General features: G+C 59.8%; 6 protein-coding genes. 5 read left to right on the top strand and 1 reads right to left on the bottom strand.

Annotated elements, in window-relative coordinates:
* Positions 1 to 296: 296 nt before the first annotated feature.
* A complete protein-coding gene (locus ACE04F_RS00820; RefSeq protein ID WP_305496146.1) occupies positions 297 to 1,646 on the top strand; it encodes an NCS2 family permease in 1,350 nt (449 codons plus the stop codon).
* A gap of 63 nt (positions 1,647 to 1,709) precedes the next feature.
* On the top strand, positions 1,710 to 2,336 hold the full coding sequence (locus tag ACE04F_RS00825; protein WP_486104097.1) for a LysE family translocator: 627 nt from the start codon (positions 1,710 to 1,712) through the stop codon (positions 2,334 to 2,336).
* A gap of 203 nt (positions 2,337 to 2,539) precedes the next feature.
* Here the strand turns inward: ACE04F_RS00825 and uraH are convergent, their stop codons facing one another.
* Positions 2,540 to 2,893, bottom strand: a complete 354-nt coding sequence (gene uraH / locus ACE04F_RS00830; RefSeq protein ID WP_305496148.1) for a hydroxyisourate hydrolase — start codon at positions 2,891 to 2,893, stop codon at positions 2,540 to 2,542.
* 411 nt (positions 2,894 to 3,304) lie between these two features.
* Between uraH and puuE the strand changes: the two genes are divergently transcribed.
* The 3 genes from puuE to alc all read left to right on the top strand — a co-directional run bounded on the left by puuE (position 3,305) and on the right by alc (position 5,806).
* Entirely contained in the window at positions 3,305 to 4,231 is a 927-nt protein-coding gene (gene puuE / locus ACE04F_RS00835; RefSeq protein ID WP_486104100.1) for an allantoinase PuuE, read from the top strand.
* A complete protein-coding gene (gene uraD / locus ACE04F_RS00840; RefSeq protein ID WP_486104102.1) occupies positions 4,228 to 4,743 on the top strand; it encodes a 2-oxo-4-hydroxy-4-carboxy-5-ureidoimidazoline decarboxylase in 516 nt (171 codons plus the stop codon). The genes puuE and uraD overlap by 4 nt, the downstream gene beginning before the upstream one ends.
* Positions 4,744 to 4,810: 67 nt before the next feature.
* Positions 4,811 to 5,806, top strand: coding sequence for an allantoicase (gene alc / locus ACE04F_RS00845; RefSeq protein ID WP_434699736.1), 996 nt, complete (start codon positions 4,811 to 4,813; stop codon positions 5,804 to 5,806).
* Positions 5,807 to 5,852 lie beyond the last annotated feature (46 nt).

A 5,852-nucleotide genomic window follows, 5' to 3' on the forward strand; every position in this document is an offset into this window, starting at 1 on the left:
CTCCCACAGTGATCTCGTTGAACATGGCCTTTGTGTTCGACGATGAACCTCATGTGGGAGCGAGCCTGCTCGCGAAGGCGTCTTCAAGGAAGATATATCTCTATGCACAGATATTTCGTCAACAAAACAGAAAACATTATTTGCTTTATTTGTATACAAAAGCATAATTCGCTTCGTGCGAGTTCCTGACCAAAAGGTCAACTACTTCGCCAGCCTTACCGCCTCAATGCCTCGCAGCCTTCCTCCGGGAGCACGCGGTGCTGAAATAACAATAAGACTCTTGAGGAGTACTCGCTGTGGAAAGCCGCAAACCCGAAGCCCAGACCCTGGACCTTTCGCCGCCACTACGCAGTGGCTGGCTGGAGCGAATCTTCAAACTCAGCTTGCACGGCACCACGGTGAAGACCGAGCTGATCGCCGGCCTGACGACCTTCATCACCATGGCCTACATCATCTTCGTCAACCCCAACATCATGGCCGACGCGGGCATTGATCACGGCGCCGCGTTCGTCGCCACATGCATCGCCGCTGCCCTGGGTTGCCTGTTGATGGGCCTGTATGCCAATTGGCCGGTGGGCCTGGCGCCGGGCATGGGCCTGAACGCTTTTTTCACCTACACCGTGGTCGGGACCATGGGCTACAACTGGGAAACCGCGCTGGGCGCGGTGTTCGTTTCCGGGGTGTTGTTCATGTTCCTGACCCTGTCACGGGTGCGTGAGTGGTTGCTCAACAGCATTCCGGTGAGCCTGCGCTACGCCATGGGCGCGGGGGTCGGACTTTTCCTCGGGCTGATCGGCCTGAAGACCGCCGGTATCATCGTCGACAGCCCGGCGACGCTGATCAAGCTGGGCTCCTTGCATGAGCCAGGACCGCTGCTGGCCGCCGTGTGTTTCCTGATGATCGCCGTGCTGAGCTACCACCGCGTGTTCGGCGCGATCCTGATCAGCATCATTGCCGTGACCCTGGCCGGTTGGGGCCTGGGACTGGTGCAATACAATGGCGTGATGTCGACGCCGCCGAGCCTGGCGCCGACCTGGATGGCGATGGACGTCGCCGGCGTGTTCAACGTCAGCATGATCAGTGTGGTGCTGGCCTTCCTGTTCGTGCATATGTTCGACACCGCCGGCACCTTGATGGGCGTCGCCCAGCGCGCCGGCCTGGTGAAGCCCGACGGCAAGATCGAAAACCTGTCCAAGGCCCTCAAGGCCGACAGCGCCTCCAGCGTATTCGGCGCGATGGTCGGTGTTCCGCCAGTGACCAGCTACGTGGAAAGCGCGGCCGGCGTCGCCGCCGGCGGCCGCACGGGGCTTACGGCGGTGACAGTCGGTGTGCTATTTATTGCCGCCATGTTCTTTGCCCCGCTGGCCGGGATGATTCCTGCCTATGCCACGGCCGGCGCCTTGATTTATGTCGCCATGTTGATGATGGGCGGCATGGCCCACATCGAGTGGGACGAAGCGACCGACAGCATCCCGGCCATCGTTACCGCCATCATGATGCCGCTGACCTTTTCGGTCGCCGATGGCATCGCGCTGGGTTTCATCACCTACGTGGTGCTCAAGGCCGGCACCGGTAAACACAAGGAAATATCCGTCAGCCTGTGGGTGCTCTGCGCGATCTTTATCGCCAAGTTCATCTTCTTGTAAGCGGGCCCGTCTGTATCCGCCTCACCCCGTCGGGTGAGGCTTTTGTGCATCAGGAGCAAAGCAATGAATCTGGAAACCTGGTTGTTGTTCAGTGGCGCCGCCTTGGTGGTAATCCTCATCCCCGGCCCGCTGTCGCTGCTGATGATCAGCAACAGCCTCAACTACGGTCTGCGTCGCTCTTATCCGGCGTTCCTCGGTGGAGTAATGGCCTCGATCTGCCTGTTGAGCGCCTCAGCGCTGGGGCTCGGGGCGCTGTTGCTGGCTTCGGAACAATTGTTCAGCGCCCTGAAAATCGTCGGCGCGCTGTATCTGTTCTACCTCGCCTGGCAGAGCTGGCAGCAATCGCGCCAGCCATCCCAGGGCGCCGAAGTGCCCCAGGCTAGCGCCACTCCAAGGTTTCGCGCCTTGTTCGGCCGGGCATTCGTGCTGGGCGCGAGCAACCCGAAAGACATCCTCTTCTTCGCGGCGTTCCTGCCGCAATTCCTGAGCGCCGAACAGCCATTCCTGCCGCAACTGCTGATCATGATCGCCACCTGGACCGTGCTCGATTTGCTGTGCAAGCTGGCCTATGGCCTGGGTGCCCATGGCGCCGCCCGGTATCTGCGTACCGGCAAGGGTCAGAGCTGGTTCAACCGGGTCAGTGCGGGGTTGTTCAGTGGGGCGGGGGCGGCTTCTTTGTTGAGCCGCTGAAAAGCAAAAGCTTCGCGAGCAGGCTCGCTCCCACACTGGATTACTGGTATTCACGAAACCTTGTGGGAGCGAGCCTGCTCGCGAAGGCGGCCTCGAAGACAAGCTCTTTTTCAAGGCCAAAAAAAGCCCGCAGTGTGGGCGGGCTAAAAACCAAAGAAGCTCTATGCGCAGTCGCTTCCAGGGCAAGGCAGCTGCTTGGGGGCTCAGCTGCCTCGATAGGTTGAATAAGCGTAAGGCGAAATCAGCAGGGGCACGTGGTAGTGCTCCTGCTCCTGCGCAATACCGAAGCGCAGCACCACCACATCGAGGAATGCCGGCTCGGCCAGCTGCACGCCACGGGCGCGGTAGTAGTCGCCGGCATGGAATTGAATCTGATAGACCCCGCTGCGGTAGTCATCTCCTTGCAAAAGCGGTGCGTCGCAACGGCCATCGCTGTTGGTCAATGCGCTGGCGACCAGCTGCAATTGCGAACCTTCGACGCGGTACAGCTCGATCCTGATCGAGCTGCCCGGACAACCGTGTGCAGCATCCAAAACGTGTGTAGTCAGACGTCCCATTGATTGTGCGTGCCTTGCCGCAGGGCGACCAGGCACGGCGCCTCCTGAGTCAGTTGAAAGACAGGCCGCACCATTTTGAAGCATTAACGCTGCGGCAATTCTCGAATTAAGACACTTTAAACATAAATTGTACACAATAAAAAATGAATTTTTCTCGTGCACGACGCCTAACGATGGTTCCGCCCAATTCCCGATCCGCCCCTGCTTCGACAAAGGCTTGTGAAGGGTAAATTGACCAAGTGGGCAGATTTCTTGCAGTGTAGACAAACCGACGGTCGCGGTGAAAAATGCAAAAAACAGGCTTACAACTCGCATATAAAGTTGTATACAATCAGCCCATCGTCGTGACGCCAGCCAGTGATTCACCCCCAAGGCGCCACCTACATGGTTCGAAGAAGAAGGAAGACTGCAGTGAGCGCTGACTACCCACGCGACCTGATCGGTTACGGCAGTAACCCTCCCCATCCGCAATGGCCGGGCAATGCCCGCATCGCCCTGTCTTTCGTGCTCAACTATGAGGAAGGTGGCGAGCGCAACATCCTGCACGGCGACCGTGAATCCGAAGCGTTCCTTTCGGAAATGGTTTCGGCGCAACCGCTGCTGGGCGAGCGCAACATGAGCATGGAGTCGCTGTACGAGTATGGCAGCCGCGCCGGCGTCTGGCGGATCCTCAAGCTGTTCCAGCAATTCGATATCCCACTGACTATCTTCGCCGTGGCCATGGCCGCCCAGCGCCATCCGGACGTGATTCGCGCCATGGTCGCCGCCGGCCACGAAATCTGCAGCCACGGCTATCGCTGGATCGACTACCAATACATGGATGAAGCGCAGGAACGCGAGCATATGCTCGAAGCGATCCGCATCCTCACCGAAATCACCGGCGAGCGGCCGTTGGGCTGGTACACCGGCCGCACCGGCCCCAACACCCGGCGATTGGTGATGGAAGAAGGCGGCTTTCTTTATGACAGCGACACCTACGACGACGACCTGCCCTACTGGGAGCCGAACAACCCCACCGGCAAGCCGCACCTGGTAATCCCTTATACGCTCGACACCAATGACATGCGCTTCACCCAGGCGCAGGGTTTCAACAAGGGCGACGACTTCTTCCAGTACCTCAAGGATGCCTTCGACGTACTGTATGCCGAAGGCGCCGAAGCACCGAAGATGTTGTCCATCGGCCTGCATTGCCGCCTGATCGGCCGCCCTGCGCGCCTGGCATCCCTCAAGCGTTTCCTGGAATACGTCAAGGGCCACGAACAGGTGTGGTTCAGCCGCCGCGTCGACATTGCGCGCCACTGGCAGCAGACCCACCCGTATTCGGGAGCTTCGAAATGACTGCCTTCCAGACCCTCAAGCCTTCCAGCCTGAGCCGCGAAGCCTTTGTCAAAGCCTTCGCCGACATCTACGAACATTCGCCATGGGTGGCCGAAAAGGCCTTTGACCTCGGCCAGGATTGCTCGATCGACGAGATCGAAACCCTGCACCAGCGCATGAGCGACATCCTGTTGAGTGCCGATCACGCCAGCCAGCTGGCGCTGATCAACGCTCACCCGGACCTGGCCGGCAAAGCCGCCGTCCAGGGCCAACTGACCGAAGCCAGCACCAACGAACAGGCTGGCGCCGGTATTCACCAATGCACGGCCGAAGAGTTCCAGCGCTTCACCGAGCTGAACGAGGCCTACAAGGCCAAGTTCAAGTTTCCCTTCATCATGGCGGTAAAAGGCAGCAACCGGCACCAGATCCTTGCCGCGTTCGAAACGCGCATTCACCACTCGGCGGACGCCGAATTCAAATGCGCATTGGCAGAGATCAACAAGATCGCGTTGTTCCGATTACTGACCCTTTAGCGAGCAGCACCTCAAGAGCAGGTCCTGCAAGCATCCCCAGCCAACTTATCAAAGGCAGACAAGAAGAATGAAAGCTTACGCCGTACCGTTCGAGAAATTCGTCAACCTGGCCGACGCCCGCCTTGGCACCAGGATCATTTCGGTGACCGATGACTGGTTCGCCGATGCCAACCGCCTGTTCCAGCCGACCCCGGCCGTATGGAAGGAGGGTGTGTTCGACGATAACGGCAAATGGATGGACGGCTGGGAGTCGCGCCGCAAGCGTTTCGAAGGCTACGACAGCGCGGTGATCCGCCTCGGCGTGCCGGGCTCGATCAAGGGCGTGGATATCGACACCTCATTCTTCACCGGCAATTACCCACCGTCTGCCTCCTTGGAAGCCTGTTTCCTGGCTGAAGGCGAGCCGGACGAAAACACCCAGTGGACCGAAGTGCTGTCGGCCGTCGAGCTGAAGGGCGACAGTCACCACTACCACGAAATCAGTAACGACCAGGCGTTCAGCCATCTGCGTTTCAACATCTATCCGGACGGTGGCGTGGCCCGCCTGCGGGTCTACGGGATTCCGTACCGCGACTGGTCCGCCGTCGGCGACAACGAACAGATCGACCTGGCTGCCGCCCTCAACGGTGGTCGCGCCCTGGCCTGCTCCGACGAACACTTCGGCCGCATGAGCAACATCCTCAACCCGGGCCGTGGCGTGAACATGGGCGACGGCTGGGAAACCGCCCGGCGGCGCACCCCCGGCAATGACTGGGTGATCGTCGCCCTGGGCCACGCCGGCATTGTTGAGAAAGTCGTCGTCGACACCCTGCACTTCAAGGGCAACTACCCGGACAGCTGCTCGATCCAGGGCGCGTTCGTCAAAGGTGGCACCGACAGCCAGATCGAAACCCAGTCGCTGTTCTGGCGCGAACTGCTGCCGAGCCAGAAGCTGGAAATGCACGCCGAACACACCTTCGCCGAGCAGATCAAGGCACTGGGGCCGATCACTCATATCCGCCTGAACGTGTTCCCGGACGGTGGCGTGAGTCGCCTGCGGGTATTGGGCAAGGTCGCTAAATAGCAGTGAAGCCAATCGCGAGCAGGCTCGCTCCCACAGGGGTTTGCGG

The sequence above is a fragment of the Pseudomonas sp. AGC41 genome (assembly GCF_057334555.1).